The 18,635-nt window shown below is 59.2% G+C and carries 19 protein-coding genes; 10 read left to right on the top strand and 9 right to left on the bottom strand.

The genetic code is table 11. The features are described from left to right. Positions 1-365: 365 nt before the first annotated feature. The gene (locus ABJO75_RS23480; RefSeq protein ID WP_348127437.1) at positions 366-785 is read right to left on the bottom strand and encodes an HIT family protein; all 420 of its coding nucleotides are present in this window, start codon (positions 783-785) and stop codon (positions 366-368) included. Between the two features lie 286 nt (positions 786-1,071). On the opposite strand from ABJO75_RS23480, the gene ctaD reads away from it, so the two are divergent. The 3 genes from ctaD to ABJO75_RS23495 all read left to right on the top strand — a co-directional run bounded on the left by ctaD (position 1,072) and on the right by ABJO75_RS23495 (position 4,185). Continuing rightward, positions 1,072-2,745, top strand: a complete 1,674-nt coding sequence (gene ctaD / locus ABJO75_RS23485; RefSeq protein ID WP_348127440.1) for a cytochrome c oxidase subunit I — start codon at positions 1,072-1,074, stop codon at positions 2,743-2,745. 131 nt (positions 2,746-2,876) lie between these two features. Further along, the gene (locus ABJO75_RS23490; protein WP_348127442.1) at positions 2,877-3,599 is read left to right on the top strand and encodes an STAS/SEC14 domain-containing protein; all 723 of its coding nucleotides are present in this window, start codon (positions 2,877-2,879) and stop codon (positions 3,597-3,599) included. 100 nt (positions 3,600-3,699) lie between these two features. Beyond that, a complete protein-coding gene (locus ABJO75_RS23495; protein ID WP_348127444.1) occupies positions 3,700-4,185 on the top strand; it encodes a DUF2244 domain-containing protein in 486 nt (161 codons plus the stop codon). Positions 4,186-4,348: 163 nt separating this feature from the next. Here the strand turns inward: ABJO75_RS23495 and ABJO75_RS23500 are convergent, their stop codons facing one another. After that, on the bottom strand, positions 4,349-4,813 hold the full coding sequence (locus ABJO75_RS23500; RefSeq protein ID WP_348127447.1) for a GatB/YqeY domain-containing protein: 465 nt from the start codon (positions 4,811-4,813) through the stop codon (positions 4,349-4,351). A gap of 184 nt (positions 4,814-4,997) precedes the next feature. Between ABJO75_RS23500 and carA the strand changes: the two genes are divergently transcribed. The 3 genes from carA to ABJO75_RS23515 all read left to right on the top strand — a co-directional run bounded on the left by carA (position 4,998) and on the right by ABJO75_RS23515 (position 8,161). Continuing rightward, positions 4,998-6,158: a glutamine-hydrolyzing carbamoyl-phosphate synthase small subunit gene (gene carA / locus ABJO75_RS23505; protein ID WP_348127449.1), complete on the top strand. Its 1,161-nt coding sequence runs from the start codon at positions 4,998-5,000 to the stop codon at positions 6,156-6,158. A 112-nt stretch (positions 6,159-6,270) separates the two neighbouring features. Then, on the top strand, positions 6,271-7,587 hold the full coding sequence (locus ABJO75_RS23510) for a glycosyltransferase (protein WP_348127452.1): 1,317 nt from the start codon (positions 6,271-6,273) through the stop codon (positions 7,585-7,587). Between the two features lies 1 nt (position 7,588). Further along, positions 7,589-8,161, top strand: a complete 573-nt coding sequence (locus ABJO75_RS23515) for a glycosyltransferase (protein WP_348127454.1) — start codon at positions 7,589-7,591, stop codon at positions 8,159-8,161. A 64-nt stretch (positions 8,162-8,225) separates the two neighbouring features. Here ABJO75_RS23515 and ABJO75_RS23520 read toward each other — a convergent pair whose 3' ends face one another. Continuing rightward, positions 8,226-8,879, bottom strand: coding sequence for a GntR family transcriptional regulator (locus ABJO75_RS23520; protein ID WP_348127457.1), 654 nt, complete (start codon positions 8,877-8,879; stop codon positions 8,226-8,228). A 101-nt stretch (positions 8,880-8,980) separates the two neighbouring features. Between ABJO75_RS23520 and ABJO75_RS23525 the strand changes: the two genes are divergently transcribed. Both ABJO75_RS23525 and ABJO75_RS23530 read left to right on the top strand, forming a co-directional pair. Then, a complete protein-coding gene (locus ABJO75_RS23525; protein ID WP_348127460.1) occupies positions 8,981-9,625 on the top strand; it encodes a pyrimidine 5'-nucleotidase in 645 nt (214 codons plus the stop codon). A gap of 90 nt (positions 9,626-9,715) precedes the next feature. After that, the gene (locus ABJO75_RS23530; protein ID WP_348127463.1) at positions 9,716-10,912 is read left to right on the top strand and encodes a UbiH/UbiF family hydroxylase; all 1,197 of its coding nucleotides are present in this window, start codon (positions 9,716-9,718) and stop codon (positions 10,910-10,912) included. Positions 10,913-10,932: 20 nt separating this feature from the next. On the opposite strand, the gene ABJO75_RS23535 is transcribed toward ABJO75_RS23530, so the two are convergent. From ABJO75_RS23535 to ABJO75_RS23545, 3 genes are all read right to left on the bottom strand, one after another. Continuing rightward, positions 10,933-12,060, bottom strand: coding sequence for an aminotransferase class V-fold PLP-dependent enzyme (locus ABJO75_RS23535; RefSeq protein ID WP_348127466.1), 1,128 nt, complete (start codon positions 12,058-12,060; stop codon positions 10,933-10,935). 82 nt (positions 12,061-12,142) lie between these two features. Further along, positions 12,143-12,601, bottom strand: coding sequence for an Lrp/AsnC family transcriptional regulator (locus ABJO75_RS23540; RefSeq protein WP_348127468.1), 459 nt, complete (start codon positions 12,599-12,601; stop codon positions 12,143-12,145). Continuing rightward, the gene (locus ABJO75_RS23545) at positions 12,598-13,053 is read right to left on the bottom strand and encodes an Lrp/AsnC family transcriptional regulator (RefSeq protein ID WP_348127471.1); all 456 of its coding nucleotides are present in this window, start codon (positions 13,051-13,053) and stop codon (positions 12,598-12,600) included. Before ABJO75_RS23545 ends, ABJO75_RS23540 begins: the two co-directional genes overlap by 4 nt. A gap of 137 nt (positions 13,054-13,190) precedes the next feature. On the opposite strand from ABJO75_RS23545, the gene ilvC reads away from it, so the two are divergent. Together ilvC and ABJO75_RS23555 are read left to right on the top strand one after the other, a co-directional pair. After that, positions 13,191-14,213 carry a ketol-acid reductoisomerase gene (ilvC, locus tag ABJO75_RS23550; RefSeq protein WP_348127473.1) on the top strand — a complete coding sequence of 341 codons (1,023 nt, stop codon included), beginning with the start codon at positions 13,191-13,193 and terminating at the stop codon, positions 14,211-14,213. A 133-nt stretch (positions 14,214-14,346) separates the two neighbouring features. Next, positions 14,347-15,264: a DMT family transporter gene (locus tag ABJO75_RS23555; RefSeq protein WP_348127476.1), complete on the top strand. Its 918-nt coding sequence runs from the start codon at positions 14,347-14,349 to the stop codon at positions 15,262-15,264. A 10-nt stretch (positions 15,265-15,274) separates the two neighbouring features. Here ABJO75_RS23555 and glmM read toward each other — a convergent pair whose 3' ends face one another. The 3 genes from glmM to ABJO75_RS23570 are packed head-to-tail and all read right to left on the bottom strand — an operon-like array spanning position 15,275 to position 18,570. After that, a complete protein-coding gene (gene glmM, locus ABJO75_RS23560; RefSeq protein WP_348127479.1) occupies positions 15,275-16,621 on the bottom strand; it encodes a phosphoglucosamine mutase in 1,347 nt (448 codons plus the stop codon). Positions 16,622-16,636: 15 nt separating this feature from the next. After that, positions 16,637-17,635, bottom strand: coding sequence for a dihydropteroate synthase (gene folP / locus ABJO75_RS23565; RefSeq protein ID WP_348127482.1), 999 nt, complete (start codon positions 17,633-17,635; stop codon positions 16,637-16,639). Beyond that, positions 17,635-18,570: a dihydroneopterin aldolase gene (locus tag ABJO75_RS23570; RefSeq protein WP_348127485.1), complete on the bottom strand. Its 936-nt coding sequence runs from the start codon at positions 18,568-18,570 to the stop codon at positions 17,635-17,637. Before ABJO75_RS23570 ends, folP begins: the two co-directional genes overlap by 1 nt. Positions 18,571-18,635: the final 65 nt, after the last annotated feature.

Genomic DNA, 18,635 nt, shown 5'->3' on the forward strand with positions numbered 1-18,635 from the left:
TTGCCGTGCGACTTCGGAAAATAGGGCTTCAAACGCGCCATCTGCGCGTCGCTCAACCAGAAAAGATCAGACATATCACCGCTCAGTTTTCCGGCGGTGAATCATGATGCTCGCCTGAAATCAATGGGTCCAGACCCTAAAGAGCCCGCCACAAAGAGCGTCGCAGGAAGAAGCACCGGAGCTACCTCTCAACGCTCCACGGAAACAGGTGCATCATACCAATGCACGGATCGCGGACTTAAAATACCCTGCGACCAAGGTTGACCGATCTGCCTGCACACAAAACCACGCCCGCCCAATACTGCGTGAATTTCGCAATCACGAACGTCATCACAGACTGGCAGAACCTCGCAAAAAGCCTCGCTCTATCTTCCTAACGCGCCGCGAATCTGGTCTCCGTGGGCCTGAATTGCCGCCATGTCTCCCATCTTCCCCGGGGGGCGCAGGCTGACATCGGCGTGGCGCGGCAAAATATGGAAATGCAGGTGAAAAACCTCCTGCCCGCCGTCCGCCTCGTTGAACTGCTGTACCGTCACACCGGTCGCATCAAACGCGACCATCACGGCCCGCGCCACCTTTTGTGCTGTACGCATCACTGCCGCCAGCTGGGCCTCGCTTGCATCCAGAATGTTGCGGCATGGAGTCTTTGGAATGACAAGGCAATGCCCATCGGCGCGCGGCATGATATCCATGAACACCAACGTGTCATCGTCTTCATATACCCGGCTTGAAGGAATCTCTTCGCGCAGGATCTTTGCAAAGATATTGTCGTCGTCGTAGGTCATCGGTCCGCTCCCGCATTTTCGCCTGTCTTGCGCTTTGTGCGAAGCGGTGCACCGCAGGTCAACCCACGCAAGCCGCGATCACGTCCCTATTTCATCTTTGTCCATACACTCCGGGGTCCGGGGCAGCGCCCCGGTAGAGCGCGAAAAACAAGGGGGGCGCGGCAATTTATCTTGATCCAAATCAAACTCGGCCATTGAAGCCCACCTGTAGTCATTCTAAAACCTGAATGGAATTTCGCACGCGCCAGACCTTGGGTGCGTGTTCATATGTAACAGGAGGCGCCAAATGGCCGACGCAGCCATTCATGGTCACGAGCACGCGGGCGAGCGCAGTTTCTTCACGCGCTGGTTCATGTCCACCAACCACAAAGACATCGGTATTCTGTATCTTGTGGTGTCCGCACTCGCCGGTTTTATCTCTGTCGCGTTCACCGTCTATATGCGGATCGAACTCATGCAGCCCGGCGTTCAGCACATGTGTATGGAAGGCGCCCGGCTCTTTGCCGATTCGTCGAGTCCCTGTACTCCCAACGGTCATCTCTGGAACGTCCTGATCACCGGACACGGTATCCTGATGATGTTCTTTGTTGTGATCCCCGCCCTGTTCGGCGGATTTGGCAACTATTTCATGCCCTTGCAGATTGGCGCGCCCGACATGGCGTTCCCGCGCATGAACAACCTGTCCTTCTGGCTCTATGTCTTTGGCACGACCCTGGCGGTGTGCTCGGTGCTTGCACCCGGCGGCAATGACCAGGCCGGGTCCGGTGTTGGTTGGGTGCTATACCCGCCGCTCTCGGTCAACGAAGGCGGTATGTCGATGGATTTCGCGATCTTCGCAGTGCACGTCTCCGGCGCTTCGTCGATCCTCGGCGCGATCAACATGATCACCACCTTCCTGAACATGCGTGCCCCTGGCATGACTCTGTTCAAGGTGCCGCTGTTTGCCTGGTCGATCTTTGTAACTGCCTGGCTGATCCTGCTGTCTCTGCCGGTTCTGGCGGGTGCGATCACCATGCTGCTGATGGACCGCAACTTCGGGTTTACCTTCTTTGACCCGGCTGGCGGCGGCGATCCGATCCTCTATCAGCACATCCTGTGGTTCTTTGGCCACCCCGAAGTGTACATCGTGATCCTGCCCGGCTTTGGTCTGATCAGCCACGTGATCGCGACCTTCTCGCGTAAACCGATCTTCGGTTATCTGCCGATGGTCTGGGCGCTGATCGCTATCGGTTTCCTCGGCTTTGTTGTCTGGGCGCACCACATGTACACTGTGGGCCTGACCCTGAACCAGCAGGCTTATTTCATGCTGGCCACGATGACCATCGCGGTGCCAACAGGCGTCAAGGTGTTCAGCTGGATCGCTACAATGTGGGGCGGGTCGATCGAGTTCAAGACACCGATGCTGTTTGCCTTCGGTTTCCTGTTCCTGTTCACCATCGGTGGGGTCACCGGCATCGTCCTGTCGCAGGCCGCTGTGGACCGCTACTATCACGACACCTATTACGTTGTAGCGCATTTCCACTACGTGATGAGCCTCGGTGCGGTCTTCACCATCTTTGCGGGTATTTACTTCTACCTGCCCAAGATGACCGGTCGCATGTATCCTGAAACCATGGGTAAGATACACTTCTGGATGTTCTTCATCGGTGCCAACCTGACGTTCTTCCCGCAGCACTTCCTGGGTCGTCAAGGCATGCCACGCCGCTACATCGACTATCCCGAGGCATTTGCCTATTGGAACTGGTGGTCGAGCCTTGGTGCGTTCCTGTCGTTTGCCTCGTTCCTGCTGTTCTTCGGTATCATCTGGTACACGCTGACACGCGGCGCCAAAGTGACAGAAAACAACCCATGGAACGAATATGCGGATACGCTGGAATGGACTATCCCCAGCCCACCGCCGGAACATACATTCGAAATCCTGCCCAAGCAGGAAGAATGGGACAAGGGCTCCGCCCACTGATCCTGATCTGAATGAACGACAAAGGCCCCGGAAACCCCGGGGCCTTTTTTTGTTATGGGGTTCATGCGGCCTCTTGTTGGAAATCCTGCCGGGCCTTAACGTTCAGACATTCGACATACAGGAGACGTCCAATGATCATCGTCACCCCCGTTACCCCCCAAGGAATTCTCGAAGTTCAGCTGACCGGCACGCTCACGGCTGATGACTACGCTGACACTCTGACGCCAGCGATGGATGAGGCCGCTGCAACTCACGACCACCTGCGTGTACTGATCCGCATGGGCCCCGACTTTTCCGGCTTTACGGCCAAGGCCGCCTGGGCGGACGCCAAGCTCGGGATGCGTCACTGGTCTGGGTTTGAAAGGATCGCTGTTGTCACCGATGCCGACTGGATCGAGAACATGGTACAGGTCTTGGGATTTGCCATGCCCGGTGCGGTGGAAACCTTTGAACTCGACGAACTGGACGACGCCCGCCGCTGGCTGACCGAATCCCTTGGCAGCCTGCACATGAAGGATCTGGGCAACGACATCCTGCAGGTCCAATTGCTCGGCAAGCTCGACACCGCGGCCTATGCCAGTGCCGAAGAAGATCTGGATGCCTATGTCCGTGATCATGGTCGGTTCAAGCTGTTGCTGGACCTGCGCGAGTTTGATGGCTGGCATGGTCTGGCCGCACTTGGCGACCACCTGAAACTGGTTCGTGATCATCGCCACATTCCCACCAAGGTTGCGATTCTCGGCGATGAAGGCTGGCAGAAACTGGCGCAGAAACTGATGCGTCACTTCATCTCTGCCGAAACCCGGTATTTCGACAAGGCAGACGCCGACGCGGCAAACGCCTGGCTCGCGTGACGTCGTGACGCGATCACAATGGGCGGATAGCCCTGCAAACCCCGTTCACCAACGGGGCGTCGCTTTCTAACATCGCCGAAAGTCATGCCTCAATATTGCGATGCCCTATAGCTGGTCAAAATCCTATACACCCAATGCCGCGCAAGAGCTTCAGCTTTGGCCGCACCAGTCGTTGCCGCCCAAAGGTTTTGTCGGCTTTATTGGCGCAACTTTCATACTCATCCTGATCCCTCTAGTGCCGCTCTTGGGCAGCGTCCTGCTCTGGGGGCTCCTGCCCTTCCTTTTGATTGCAGTCGGGGGGCTCTGGTTCGCGCTCGACCGCAGCCATCGCAATGCGCAGGTGCTTGAAATTTTCACGCTCACCGACAAGGACGCCCACCTGATCCGACACAACCCTAAGGGGGACGCACAGGAATGGCACTGCAATCGCTACTGGGCCACAACCGAAATGCACAAAACTGACGGGCCGGTGCCCTATTACGTGACCCTCAAAGGCGGGGGGCGCGAGGTCGAAATCGGTGCGTTTCTTTCCGAGGACGAGCGCATCGCCCTTTATGAAGAGCTGAACAGGGCACTACGCGATTGATCTCAAAAGGGCTCGGGCAGGATTCACTCCCGGCGGGTATAAGCTACCCGCGCGAATCGCGCCGATTCGCGCGAACCCGGTCCGATTTGCAGGAGACTCACTGTCGGCCCAGAATTTGAGAGGTGCTGTACCCGGCCCAGCAGCGCGGGCCGCATCACCAAGCTCAGCCGGTGCAGAGCCTGTCTTTGACCAACGGGCCAACTTTTCCGAAGTCCATTTGTCCGGTGTACTTGCCCTTGAGCTGGGCCATCACCTTGCCCATGTCGCGGATCGAGGTGGCGCCGGTTTCTTCAACCGCCGAACGAACGGCCTTAGCAACCTCATCTTCGCCCAGTTGCTTTGGAAGAAATTCTTCTAATATTTCAATCTCTTGCCGTTCCCTTTCGGCAAGATCAATCCGCCCGCCTTCTTCATAGGTGCGCGCACTTTCCTGCCGCTGCTTGGTCATTTTACTCAGGATCGCGAGCACGTCGGGATCACCGACACCTTCGTCGCCCCCCTCGCCACGCGCGGCGATGTCCTGATCCTTGATCGCTGCACAGATCAATCGCAACGTCGATAGCCGCATCGTGGCCTTGTCGCGCATTGCCTGTTTGAGGGCGTCATTCACCCGCGTTCGCATGTTCATATCGCTTGTTCCATCCCCATGGAGTTCGAAACCCCGACATTATAGAAGGAAAAAGCGCGATACAACCATCCGGTCGCGACGTAACCCATTGTTAATGCAGAGGGTCCCAAATTGTGACCGGGCTTGACCTGTGCCCGCGCGCCGCTTAGGTATCCGTCAATTCAGCACATCAGAGAGTCGCGCCATGGCCACATCCGCCCTGCCAAAGCCCACCGCCTGCCTGGCACTTGCGGATGGTACTGTTTTCTACGGCACCGGATTTGGTGCAACCGGGCAAACCACGGCCGAGCTTTGCTTTAACACTGCGATGACCGGCTATCAGGAAATTATGACCGATCCGTCCTATGCAGGTCAGATCGTCACCTTTACTTTCCCTCATATCGGCAATGTCGGTGTTAATCCCGACGACGATGAAACCGCCGATCCGGTTGCTTCGGGCATGGTTGTTAAGTGGGACCCGACAACGCCCAGCAACTGGCGCGCTGTCGAAAATCTTCAGGATTGGCTCGCCCGGCGTGGACGCATTGCCATTGGTGGCGTTGATACCCGTCGCCTGACGCGCGCCATTCGGCAACAGGGTGCGCCACATGCGGCACTTGCGCATGATCCGGACGGTAACTTCGACCTGGAAGCGCTTGTGGCTGCTGCGCGCGGTTTTGCGGGCCTTGAAGGCACGGACCTCGCCAAGGAAGTCACCTGCGCGCAATCCTATCGTTGGGATGAAATGCGGTGGGCGTGGCCCCAAGGGTATGCGCCCCACAACTCGCCCAAATACAAGGTTGTCGCCATCGACTACGGTGCCAAACGCAATATCCTGCGTTGCCTTGCCAGCGCCGGTTGCGACGTGACCGTGTTGCCCGCGACGACGACGTCCGAAGAGGTGTTGGCGCATCAACCTGATGGTGTGTTCCTGTCCAATGGTCCCGGCGACCCCGCAGCGACGGGCACCTATGCAGTGCCGATGATCCGGGACGTGCTGGACAAGACCGAAATCCCAGTTTTCGGCATTTGCCTTGGCCACCAGATGCTTGCCCTTGCCCTTGGCGCGAATACCGTCAAGATGAACCACGGCCACCACGGCGCCAACCATCCTGTCAAGGATATGGAAACCGGAAAGGTGGAAATAACCTCGATGAATCATGGCTTTGCAGTTGATGCACAGACGCTGCCGGATGGCATTATCGAGACCCATCGCTCTCTGTTTGACGGTTCGAACTGCGGAATCCGCATGACCGACCGCCCTGTCTATTCCGTGCAATACCACCCCGAAGCCAGCCCCGGCCCGCAGGACAGTTTCTATCTGTTCGAGCGCTTTGCAGAAGCGATGAGCGCACAAAAAGCTTAAGATACGCGGCAGACCTAACTGGGATTATAAATATATCGCAGTAGCTTAACCCGGTGTTAACTCTGCGGGCCCCACGCTGACTCCGACTTTCACAGTGGGTCGGGCGACCGGGATGAATACTCAAAACCTGCGGCTTTTGACGTCGCACCCGGCTCTGGTTGCCCACAACCGCAGGCGCAAGCCCCTAGGCGAGTATCTGGCCGACAGCGGCGCTATCTCCTCGACCCAGCTGATCCGTGCCCTGCACCTGCAGATGACACTGGGCGCACCGGTTGGTGAAATCCTGGTGTCAGAGGGATGGGCCAGTCCGGGCGATATCCGCGACGCGTTGGCGCTACAGCACCAGATCCGCGAGGTTGATCTGACACTCGCTCCTCCGGACGAAGATCTGTGCCACCGGATGCCGCATGGGTTTTGGCTGAGCCATCGCGTCATCCCGTGGAAGCGCGAAAACGGAACCGTCCTGATCGCGACAGACAGGCCAGACCGCTTTGATGCCGTGCGCGCGGCCCTTGGCGATACCTATGCCAGTACCCTGCCAATCCTGGCCAGCGGTGCCCAGATAGAAGCCTCCATTGCCGAGAGGTTCAGGAGGCCAATGGCAAAGGCGGCCGGCGCACGTGTCCCGGCCCAATTCAGTTGTCGAACCTGGCAATCGGGAAGGCGCGGAATTCTACCTGCAATTCTGCTTTTGGTGGCGGTCGCGCTAGTCTTCATGCCGATAACGGTCCTTGCCGCAGTCAGCATTTTGGCAATCACAACGCTCATCATGTTTGCGTCCCTCAAATTAGCGGCGTTTTCTGCATTCCTCTTCCTTCCCAGTACCGCAATCACATCCGATGAGCCCCCCTTTACGGGGCGACCGCCCGCCCGGCGCCCCAAAATTTCGATGCTTGTGCCACTGTTTCGCGAAAAGGAAATCGCCGGGGCGCTGATCCGCAGGCTTGAAAGGCTGACCTATCCCAAGGCGCTGCTCGATGTAGTTCTGGTGCTTGAGGAACACGACGATGTCACACGCCAAACGCTGGCGCAAACCCGGCTTCCGGCATGGATGCGGGTGATCAGCGTCCCGGCCCATGACGGTTTGACCACCAAACCACGAGCTATGAACTATGCGCTCGATTTCTGTCGTGGTGATATCATCGGTGTCTGGGACGCCGAAGACGCCCCTGCCCCGGATCAGCTTGAAACGGTTGCCGCGCGGTTTGCTGAGGCACCGGAGGACGTCGTTTGCTTGCAAGGCGTCCTCGACTATTACAATCCGCGAACAAACTGGCTCGCACGGTGTTTCACCATCGAATACGCGAGCTGGTTTCGGGTGGTTCTGCCCGGAATTGCGCGTTTGGGTCTTGTGATACCGCTGGGCGGAACGACCTTGTTCTTTCGGCGCGACAAGCTTGAGGAACTGGGGGGGGTGGGATGCGCATAACGTGACCGAAGATGCTGACCTCGGGGTACGGCTTTGCCGTGCCGGGTATCGCACAGAGTTGATTGATACGGTAACGTTCGAAGAGGCGAACTGCCGACCATGGCCTTGGATCAAGCAGCGCTCGCGCTGGCTCAAGGGGTTTATGGTCACCTATCTCGTACACATGCGAAATCCACATCAGCTGTTCTGCGATCTCGGCCTGGCACGTTTTTTGAGCCTTCAGGCGTTTTTCGTCGGCACCCTGAGCCAATTCCTGCTCGCGCCGGTGCTCTGGTCGTTCTGGCTGGTGCTCTTGGGTTGGCAGCATCCGGTGCAAACGCTTGTGCCTGCGTCGATAGCGTTGGTGATTGCCCGCCTCTTCGTTTGCGCCGAGCTTCTGGTGCTCTCAATTGGGATTGCGTCTGTGGCGGCAACGGAACGACGGTTCCTGTTGCGATGGGTGCCGACGATGCCGCTCTACTTTCCGCTCGCGGCGATTGCGGCCTACAAGGCGCTCTATGAATTGATCTTTCGGCCCTATTACTGGGACAAGACCCAGCATGGTCATGCGCCGTCAGAGCTGAACACTGATTGAGCCAATCGTTCTCGCCCAACGCTCAGTAAGTCAGAGCACTGAACCCCAAATGCAGCCACACGTGTCAGTCGGCGCGCTCGCGTGCATCCGCATCCTGTTTCAGGCGGGTCATGAAGGCCACTGAAATATGCTCTTTCAGGGCAGCTTCGGCCTTGCCCTCATTACGCGCCTCTATCGCACTGACGATGCCATCATGCTCCCCTTGGGCGATTTCACCGCGCCCCTGCGCCGCAAGGGATGTCGTCGCCATCAGCGCCATCGTCCGATGGACCAGATCAAGCTGCTGCACCAGATAGCGATTGTGCGATGCAAGATGGATCTGCTTGTGAAACCGTCGGTTCGCACGCGCCAGTGCCGCCGGATCATTGATCAGCGCATCATCCGCCGACACCATGGCTCGCAGTACCGCAATCTCTTCGGCGGTGGCATGCTGTGCCGCAAGGCGCGCCGCCAACCCTTCAAGCTCGCGGCGGACTACATAAAGCTCGGCCATCTGGTTGTGATTGAGCGACGCCACAATCAGCGACCGACCGTCCCGTTCCAGCAGCGACTGGGTCTCCAACCGCTGCAGCGCTTCGCGGATCGGGGTACGCGAGACGCCGAACCGCTCGGCGAGGTCACTTTCAACCAACCGATCACCGGGTTTATAGACACCGACATCGATCGCTTCGAGGATCAGGTGATAGGCATCGGTATGGGGCTGTTTGATGTAGGTCATCCGATCCTTTCCGGCCTTGGGTTTGTCCTGTCTACAGGTGCGCGGCCTTGGCGATCAACCCCGCGGTTGATTTGCCCTGCTCGGTGCCCTAGATCACTGGCATGGTCAAAGCTGCCTTTTCTCACGTGACAACCTGGGTGTTCGATCTGGACAACACCCTGTATCCGCCACAAGCTCGTCTTTTCGATCAGATCGAAGTGCGGATGACGCAATTCGTGATGGATGCGCTTGGCGTCGGCCGGGATCGGGCCGACCAGTTGCGTAAACAGTACTGGCACCAATATGGCACGACTCTGGCTGGGCTGATGCGTGAACATGATGTCGACCCCGGCCCGTATCTGACGGATGTGCACGACATTTCTCTGGATCATCTCGAAGTGGATTCTGACCTGCGCGACCGGATCGCCGATCTCCCAGGGCGGCGTATCGTCTATACCAATGGCTGCGCCCCATATGCCGAACGGGTGCTGGCGGCGCGTGGGCTCGCCGGCTTGTTTGATGCGGTCTATGGCGTCGAACATGCGGGCTTTCTTCCCAAACCGGAACGTGAAGCGTTCGAAACCGTGTTTACCCAAGACCAAACCGATCCTATGCGCGCAGCGATGTTCGAAGATGATCAACGCAACCTCGCCGCGCCGCACGCCATGGGCATGCGCACAGTTCATGTCGCACCAGAGCCGCATGGTGCAGACCATATTCACCATCATACGGATAATCTTGGCGCGTTTCTCGCGACCGTAAGCTAGGGCCAGCGAGGACCAAGAGCCGGGACAGCATGTCGCTTGGTCTCTGTCCGGGCGCTGACCTAGGCTGAATTGACAAGAAAGGCTGCTCCGATGGCAAATTCCTGTGATATCCTGATTTCCGGCGGCGGCGTTGCCGGCCTGACGGCAGCTGTTGTGTTTGGTGATGCCGGGTTTGATGTGATCTGCGTCGATCCCGCCCCGCCCATCACCGTCCGTGACGCCGAAGGCGCCGACCTGCGCACCACCGCGATCCTGCAACCGGCGCGCGATCTGTTGGAACCCTGCGGATTATGGGATCGTTTTGCCCCCTATGCTGCGCCGCTTCAGGTGATGCGCATCGTCGATGCCGGAGGCGCGCGGCCGGAACCGCGTATCGTACGTGATTTCAATGCTTCCGAGGTTTCGGACCAACCCTTTGGTTGGAACCTTCCCAACTGGCTTCTGCGTCGCGAGCTTGTCGCGCGGCTCACCGATCTGCCAAACGTTGATTTCCGCCCGGGAACCGGCACCACCAGCCTGTTCACGCGTCAGGGCGAAGCACGCGTCGGTCTGGACGATGGGGGCCGACTCAAGACACGGCTGGTGATCGCCGCCGACGGGCGCGACTCGCCCATGCGCCAAGCGGCCGAGATCGACGTGCATACCACGCGTTATGGGCAAAAGGCTCTGGCCTTTGCGGTCAACCACTCAGTACCCCACGAAAACGTCTCGACCGAGATTCACCGCAGCGGCGGACCATTCACGCTTGTGCCATTGCCCGACTACAACGGGCAGCCGTCTTCGGCCGTGGTCTGGATGGAGCATGGCCCCCGCGCAACTTCGCTGTTCCAGATGGATCAACCCGATTTCGAGGCCGAGATGACAGAGCGATCCTGTGGTCTGTTCGGTCCGCTAACGCTCGCCTCGCGCCGGACGATCTGGCCGATCATCACCCAGAAGGCCGATCGCATATCAGGCGAACGCATCGCGCTGATGGCCGAGGCGGCGCATGTGGTGCCGCCGATCGGCGCACAGGGTCTGAACATGTCTCTCGCCGATCTGCGCGCGCTGCTCGACCTGGCATTGGCGCGCCCAGAGGGACTGGGCGATATGCAGATGCTCGACGCCTATCACGCTGCGCGCATCCGCGATGTCGCGCTGCGCGCGCAAGGAATTGACCTGTTGAACCGCGCCTCGATGCTGGATGCCCGCCCGCTGCGTGACGCGCGGGCGGCTGGACTGGACGCACTTTATTCGCTGAAACCCGTCCGACGCACCTTGATGCAGATGGGGCTTGGGGTCAGGTAGCGGACCGTTGATCAGGTCCTTTAAAGGACCTGATCAAGCGCACTCTTGAGACGACCGATGGTGCCATCCACGTCATAAAGCTTGTCCAGACCAAATAGGCCGAGCCGGAACGTGCTGAAATCCGAAGGTTCATCGCATTGCAGTGGCACGCCTGCTGCGATCTGCATTCCGATTGCGGCAAATTTCTTGCCATTCTGAACGTCCGGGTCGCCGGTATAGCTGACAACAACGCCCGGGGCGCCAAAACCATCAGCGGCAACCGAAGTTACGCCCATCTCGCGCAGCATCGCGCGGACCCCGTCACCAAGCGCCCATTGCGCGGTGCGCAGGCGATCAAACCCATATTCACGGGTTTCCAGCATCGTGTCACGGAAATCGCGCAGCGCATCGGTCGGCATGGTGGCATGATAGGCATGGCCACCGTTCTCGTAGGCCACCATGATCTGCCGCCACTTGGCCAGATCAATCGCATAGCTGTCGGATGTGGTCTCTTGCAGCTTGGCCTCGGCCCGCTCGGACATCATCACCAGACCGGCACAGGGTGACGCGCTCCAGCCCTTTTGCGGGGCGGAAATCAGCACATCGACGCCGGTTGCCTTCATATCCACCCAGACACAACCAGACGCGATACAGTCGAGCACCATCAGCGCGCCAACCTCATGCGCGGCAGCGGCCATGGCGGTAACGTAGTCGTCCGGCAGGATCACCCCCGCCGAGGTTTCAACATGCGGGGCAAACACGACGTCCGGGCGGCTGGACCGGATTTCCGCGACCACTTCGTCAATCGGGGCTGGCGCAAAAGGCGATGGGCTGGTGTTGGCGGTCTGCCGCGCTTTCATCACGGTGGTCTGGGCTGTCAGGCCTCCGGTTTCGATGATCTGGCTCCAACGGTAGGAAAACCAGCCATTGCGCACCACCAACACGTTGGCATCGCGGGCGAACTGCCGCGCGACCGCTTCCATCCCATAGGTGCCGCCGCCGGGGATCACGGCAACCGCATCTGCGTTGTAGACCTCTTTCAGCATCCCTGAGATGTCGCGCATGACCTGCTGGAACACGGCGGACATATGGTTGAGCGAACGATCGGTAAAGACAACGGAAAACTCCTGAAGTCCTTCGGGGTCAACGGTATCGAGCAGCGCGGGCATGGGTGTCCTCCGTGAGAATATTCAGCCTTCCATAGCCCGACCAAGGCCGCTTTGGCAAACCGCCATTTCGCACTGTTGCGCCCTATCCGATTGGCCCGGGACGACGCTCTTCGCTCAGCAGGACATTGGCCTCGACATCACCCGCGCCGGGCAGCGTCATTATGCGTCGACGCAGCACCCGTTCGAAATCGGCAAGATCGCGTGCGACGACCCGCAGGCGAAAATCATAGAGGCCCAGAACATGCTCGACAGTCTGCACTTCGGGGATCGCACTGACCGCGCGCTCAAAATCTTCGAGGCTGACCTGACCCTTGCGCGCAAGTTTGACACCAAGGAAAACCGTCACCCCGAAACCAAGTGCCTCAGCGTTCAATCGAAGACGCGTGCCCTTGATCACGCCCTCTTTCTCCAATCGCCGGATCCGCCGCCAGACAGCGGGTTGCGACATACCCAGTCTTCGGCCGATGGCACCGGCACTTTGGCTGGCGTCCTTAGCCAGCGCGCGCAGAATAAGCCGGTCAGTGTCATCAAGTTCGATCACAGCGGCAGGGCCTCGTTGCTCTTGATACGGGCGAGATGCATCAGCGACTCGATGTCGGCAATATGCGGCAGGGTCAGTATGCGTGTGCGGTAGATCTGCTGATACTCCGCCATGTCCCGCGCGATCACCGAGAGGCGGACATCGACACGACCCAGAAAGGTCTGGATTTCGAGGACTTCAGGCACCTCGCGAGCGGCGGCCATGAAATCGTCAAAAGCCCGCGGCTGTGTCTTGTCCAATGTGAACCTGAGGCTGACTTCGACATCATAGCCGAGTGCGGACCAATCGATCACCGCCTCTTTGCCCAGGATCAATCCCTGTGCCTGCATCTTTTCAATGCGGCGAAACACCTTAGACGTGCTGAGGTTTGCAATTTCCGCAAGCTCTGCGTTTGTCAAAGTCGGCTCTGACTGCAGCAGGCGCAAAAGACGGCGGTCCGTATCGTCTAGCATGAATTTTCCGAAAGATTAATGTTTCGCGAATAGTTATGGCGAATACCGTGGAAAATTACCACCCATTGCCCCTGCCAATCCGTCTCAACCCCGGATACACCCTTCACAGAACATCTGACCGTGAAAGGAACGCCAAAATGCGCGTCTATTATGATCGCGATTGCGATATCAACCTGATCAAAGACAAGAAAGTGGCCATTCTGGGCTATGGCAGCCAGGGTCACGCCCACGCGCTGAACCTGCGCGATTCCGGCGCCAAGAACCTCGTCGTTGCCCTGCGCGAAGGCTCGGCCAGCGCGGCCAAAGCCGAAGGCGAAGGCCTGAAGGTCATGGGAATCGCCGAAGCCGCCGCCTGGGCCGACCTGATCATGTTCACAATGCCCGATGAACTGCAGGCCGAGACCTACAAGAAATATGTGCACGACAACATCCGCGAAGGTGCCGCGATTGCGTTCGCCCACGGCCTGAACGTGCATTTTGGCCTGATCGAAGCCAAACCCGGTGTCGATGTCATCATGATGGCCCCCAAAGGCCCCGGCCACACTGTGCGTGGGGAATACACCAAAGGCGGCGGCGTGCCCTGCCTGGTTGCCGTGGATCAGGACGCGTCCGGCAAGGCGCTGGAAATCGGCCTGTCCTATTGCTCTGCCATCGGTGGCGGCCGCTCGGGCATCATCGAAACAAACTTCCGCGAAGAATGCGAAACCGATCTGTTCGGCGAACAGGCGGTCTTGTGTGGCGGTCTGGTCGAGCTGATCCGCATGGGTTTCGAAACGCTGGTCGAAGCCGGCTATGCGCCTGAAATGGCTTATTTCGAATGCTTGCACGAAGTGAAGCTGATCGTGGACCTGATTTATGAAGGCGGCATCGCCAACATGAACTACTCGATCTCGAACACGGCGGAATACGGCGAATACGTCAGCGGCCCGCGGATCCTGCCCTATGACGAAACCAAGGCACGGATGAAAGCGGTTCTGAACGACATCCAGACCGGCAAGTTCGTGCGTGACTTCATGGTAGAAAATCAGGTCGGTCAGCCGTCGTTCAAAGCGACACGCCGGATCAATGACGAGCATCAGATCGAAGCAACCGGTGAAAAACTGCGCGGCATGATGCCTTGGATTTCTGCCGGCAAGATGGTCGACAAAGAAAAGAACTGATCAACGCAGGGCGCTTAGGCGCATCCTTCGATCATGATCGAAGCGTTCGTTCTTGACCCCGGCTAACCGCCGGGGTCATTTCGTTTCAATGTAACGCACCTCGTTAACACCACCCAACAGGCCATTGATATTTATGGATACCCGCCCCGAAATCACCGCCAAGAGCTGGGCCATGATCGCAACCTTGGGGTTCGTGTGGGGCGGCACCTTTCTGGTGATCGAACTCGCCCTCGTGGGTATCACGCCGTTTTGGCTGGCCGCCTGTCGGATTGGGTTCGGTGCCTTGCTGACCAGCGTGATTTGGTGGATGCGCGGCGGGCAATTGTTTACGACCTCACCAACAGGCGGGCAGCGTTTCAACCTCTATGTGATCGCCGCGCTCAGTTCGGCTGTGCCGTTCATGCTGCTGTCATGGGGTCAGCAATATGTCACCTCGGGTTTCGCCGGAGTGTCGATGGCAAGCGTCGCGCTGATGGTGCTGCCGCTCGCGCATTTCCTTGTGCCGGGCGAACGCATCACCCTGCGTCGATCCATCGGCTTTGTGATTGGATTCGTCGGGATCACCATGCTGATCGGTGGACAGGCTTTTGAAAGTACCGGCGTATCGTTGGAGATGCCGGGACGGATCGCCTGTGTCGGTGCGGCGGCTTGTTATGCGGTAAGTTCGATTTTGATGCGCCGCCTGCCCCCGGTCGATCCGGTCGGGCTGTCTGCGGTGTTGCTGTTGCTCGGCGCGCTTTTGGTCATCCCAATGGCTTGGATCGTCGAGGGGCCGCCCCCGATGCTGGATACGCGCACCCTGTGGCTGGTGGTGTTTCTTGGAATGGTCCCGACAGCAGCGGCCAACCTGCTGCGAGTCACCGTGGTGCGCACAGCAGGGCCGGTGTTCATGAGCCTCGTGAATTACCAAGTACCGGTGTGGTCGGTCCTGATGGGCGCGGCCATCCTCGGAGAGCCGCTGCCAGCGTCGCTGATCTGGGCGATGGCGTTAATTCTGGCAGGCGTCGCTCTGAGCCAGCTTGGGGCCTTGCGGCGGCTGTTCGGAGGCTGACCCGTAGAGGTCAGACCGCCACGGCCTCTGTCACCGCCTGAACAATGCTATTGACCGCGCGGTCGAGGATCGCCGGGTCTTCGCATTCCGCCATCACCCGGATCAGTGGTTCGGTCCCCGATTTACGGATCAGCAGACGCCCCTTACCGGTCAGTTCGGATTCCGCATCGGCAATGGCCGTCTTCACAGCGGGCAGATCAAGCGGCTGCTGCCCGTCGCCATAACGCACATTCTTCAATAGTTGAGGCACCGGTTCAAACTGGCGGGCAAGCTGGCTGGCGGGCGTATCGGATTGCACCATTTCGGCAAGAAAGTGCAGCCCAGCCATCAGCCCGTCACCCGTCGTGGCATAATCCGTCATCACGATGTGACCCGATTGCTCGCCGCCAAGGTTATAGCCACCCTCGCGCATGCGCTCGACGACATAGCGGTCTCCAACGCCGGTGCGTTCCAGCCGCAGCCTCTGTGACTGAAGATGACGTTCCAACCCGAGGTTAGACATGACCGTCGCAACCAGAGCGCCGCCAGCAAGCTGATCTTCGGCGGCGCGGCGTGTTGCCAGCAGCGCCATCAACTGATCGCCGTCTGCAATGGTGCCGGTTTCGTCAATCAGGATGACGCGGTCAGCGTCCCCGTCCAGACAGATGCCCACATCCGCCCCATGGGCGACCACCGTTTCCGCCGCAGCACGCGGTTTGGTCGAGCCACAGTCGCGGTTGATGTTGTGCCCGTCAGGCGCAACGCCAACTGGGATCACATCCGCGCCCAGTTCCCAGAGCGTTTCCGGTGCAGTGCGATAGGCGGCGCCGTTGGCGCAGTCTATGACCACCTTAAGCCCGTCGAGCCGCAGGTCGCGCGGCAATGACGATTTGACTCGCTCACCATAGCGGAACCGCGCGTCGTCAATCCGTTTGGCGCGGCCGATGTTCATGGCCTGTGCGGGTTCTACGCCGACGTGGATTAGGGCTTCGATCTCTGCCTCGACCTGATCGGAGAGCTTGTAGCCATCAGGGCCAAAGAACTTGATCCCGTTGTCTTGGGCGGGATTGTGACTGGCCGAAATCATCACGCCCAGATCGGCGCGCATCGAACGGGTCATCAGCCCGACGGCGGGCGTCGGCACCGGGCCAAGCAGCAGCACGTTCATACCCGTCGAGGTCAGCCCGGCTGTCAGAGCGTTTTCGAACATATAGCCAGAGAGCCGCGTGTCCTTGCCGATCACCACCCGGTGGACGCCACCGGCCTCGCGCCGAAAATAGCGTCCGACCGCAGCCCCGATGCGCAGCGCCATGTCGGCCGTCATCGGATGTACATTGGCCGTTCCACGCACGCCGTCGGTTCCAAACAATTCTCGCATCAGATGTCCTTGCTCTTATCGCGCCGCAGTCCAAAGCCGCAGGGCCTGTGCCGTTTCGACCACGTCATGTACCCGAAGGATTTGCACACCCTGGGCCAGTGCGGCAAGTCCCACCGCGATGGAACCCGGTGCACGGGTCGCCGGATCGGGGGCCTGACCAATCGTTCCGATAAAGCGTTTGCGCGAAACACCGAGCAGGATCGGGCACCCAATACCGTGAAACAGGCTGAGGTTGCGCAGAAGTGCGAGATTGTGCGCCTCAGTCTTTCCAAAGCCAATACCCGGGTCGATTACCATGCGATGACGCGGGATTCCGATCGCTGAAAGTGCCTCAACACGGGCCTGTAGGTAGTCATAAACATCCAGAACCACATCATCATAACGCGGGTTCTGCTGCATCGTCGCCGGGTCGCCAAGCGCGTGCATGATGCAGATCGGCACCCCTTCTGCGGCGCAGAGGGGGCCGAGATCAGGATCATAGGTAAAGCCAGCGACGTCATTGACCATTGATGCGCCAGCGGCCAGCGCCGCACGGGCAACGACAGATTTGCGGGTGTCTATCGAGATTGGAACGTCCGTTTCGCGCCTGAGCGCTGCAATCACTGGAGCGGTGCGGATTGTCTCGCTCTCGTCATCAATGGTGTCGGCTCCGGGGCGAGTCGATTCGCCGCCGATGTCGATGATCGTTGCCCCCGCCTTGACCATAGCAAGCGCGGCGTTGCGGGCCGTATCGGGATCAAAATGCACGCCACCATCGGAAAAGCTGTCAGGTGTGACGTTGAGGATGCCCATGATCTGCGGCACCCCCATGTCGAGGCCCATCACATCTGCACGCGGCGCGGTGAGCTTCTCCAGCAGATCACCGGGCAGTTCTGAAACTGTCACCAGTCGTGGCTGAGCGGTCCGGTCAAGAATTTCGGCATGGCTAAACCAATGACTCGTGCTGCCAGCGAGCGGCATCGCGTCGTCTGGCCGGGTGACCCCATGCTGAACCAGCGGTCTCGCAGTCAGCATCACAGGATTTGCTGCTCCACTGAAACCGCGCGCAAAGGCACGCCGGGATCATCCGGAAGGTCAGAGCCAATCACCAGCATTTCATCAGCCGCAAACGTAGCGGCAAACCAAGCCGCCAGCGTCACCGCGTCAGATGGCGCCGCAGATGGGCCGTCGACAGCATCAAGCACGATTTTGGACGGTGCCCAGACACAGATCTGGCCGTTCTTCATCGCCCAATCGAGTTCGGTTCTTGTGGCAACGACCTTGCACCGTAAATCACGCGCGGCCAGTGCCCAAGCGTTCTGTTCGATGGCCAAAAGGTCGATCCGCCGCTGAGTCATCTTGTGCCCGGTCATCGGACGCGGCTGCTCATGTGCGCCGACACAGAGCACCAATGGGCGATCACCACCGGCAAGTTGGTCGATCCAGCCTGAAAGGTTGTCTGACGCGATCGCGCGATTGGACAGGTAAGTAAGGCGCGGATGTGGCCGATCATCTTCATGTGTGGCGCTTTCCAGCCCCTCTTGCACAACCTGATCGCGGCCACGAACGATTTCCACCCCAAGAGCACCCGGCCCCCGGTCGAGTTTTTCGACACGCACAAAGACGCGCATCGCTTGCGGCTCCAGCAGAATGCGCTCGGCAATACGTGCGGCGAGTGTTTCCAGCAGATTCAGCCGTTCCTCGGCCAGCTCATGGGTAATGGCCTCGGTCACCTTGTCATAGGACAGGATGCGGTCGACATCGTCGTCTATCGGTCCGGTGAGCGGCTGGACTTCGACAACAACGTTAAAGCAGATCCTCTGGGTCTTGCCCCGTTCGGCCTGAAAGGCACCGATATCAACCGCGACGATGTGATCGCGCAGCGAGATTCGATCAAGCGGTTCCTGCAGAGCAGTTGCCTCGGCGCGTTCGGAGGGATGTGCAAAGGCGAGACGGATTTCAGAAGTCATCTAGGAGCCTGTGGTTTGGGCCTGTTGCGATGGAACGTCAAATGTACCGTTTAACCTAGCAGGAC

The sequence above is a fragment of the Sedimentitalea sp. genome (genome assembly GCF_039973035.1).
Classification (GTDB): domain Bacteria; phylum Pseudomonadota; class Alphaproteobacteria; order Rhodobacterales; family Rhodobacteraceae; genus Sedimentitalea.